Genomic DNA, 695 nt, shown 5'->3' with positions numbered 1-695 from the left:
CCCCGGCACCCGGCACCGCGGACCGCACCCGCGCGGACCGCGCCCCCGAGGGCCGCGCCCCCGCACCGCGCACCTCCGCGCTCCGTACCGCCGCCCACGGCATCCGCGACTTCCACCTCGGCTCGGACCCCGGGCTGGGGCGGTTCAGGTCGGCTCTCACGGCGGGCCTCGCGATGGCGGGCGCGCTCGGCATCGAGTACGTCTACGCGCGACTGGCCGGCGCCGCTCCGCAGGACATGATCGTCCACATGATCATCGGCACGGTGATCGCGATGCTGGGCTCGAACGCCCTCGCCGGTCCCTCCGCCGTGACGAACCTGCGGATCGCCGCGTTCTTCCCGGTCGCGCTCTTCGCGGGGCTGCTGCCGGGCATCGCCGTCGCCGGGCACGAGGTGGCGATGCTGGCCGGTTTCGTCGTCGTGATGTTCGCCGCCGTGTACGTGCGCCGCTTCGGCCTCGCCTTCTTCTTCTACGGCTTCATGGGCTGGATGGGCTACTTCTTCGCGGCCTTCCTCCACCCCCAGGTCTCCCAGCTGCCCGGGCTGCTCGTCGCCGTGCTCCTCGCCACCGTCTGGGTCACGGGCCTGTGCCTGGCCCTGCTGCGCAACCGCGCGGGCAACGCGCTGCGCCACGCGCGCGCCGCCTTCGGCGCCCGGGCCCGCGCCGTCTCCCGTACCGCCGCCGCGCTGCTCGCC

At 74.8% G+C, this 695-nt stretch carries 1 pseudogene; it reads left to right on the top strand.

The features are described from left to right. A pseudogene (locus tag G3I42_RS36760) lies at positions 1–695 on the top strand (FUSC family protein); the annotation flags it as partial.

Origin of the sequence: Streptomyces sp. SID11385, from assembly GCF_010548245.1 — a bacterium.
Lineage (GTDB): Bacteria > Actinomycetota > Actinomycetes > Streptomycetales > Streptomycetaceae > Streptomyces.
Note: the sequence above shows the minus strand (reverse complement) of the source record. Positions and strands in the feature narration are given on the sequence as shown.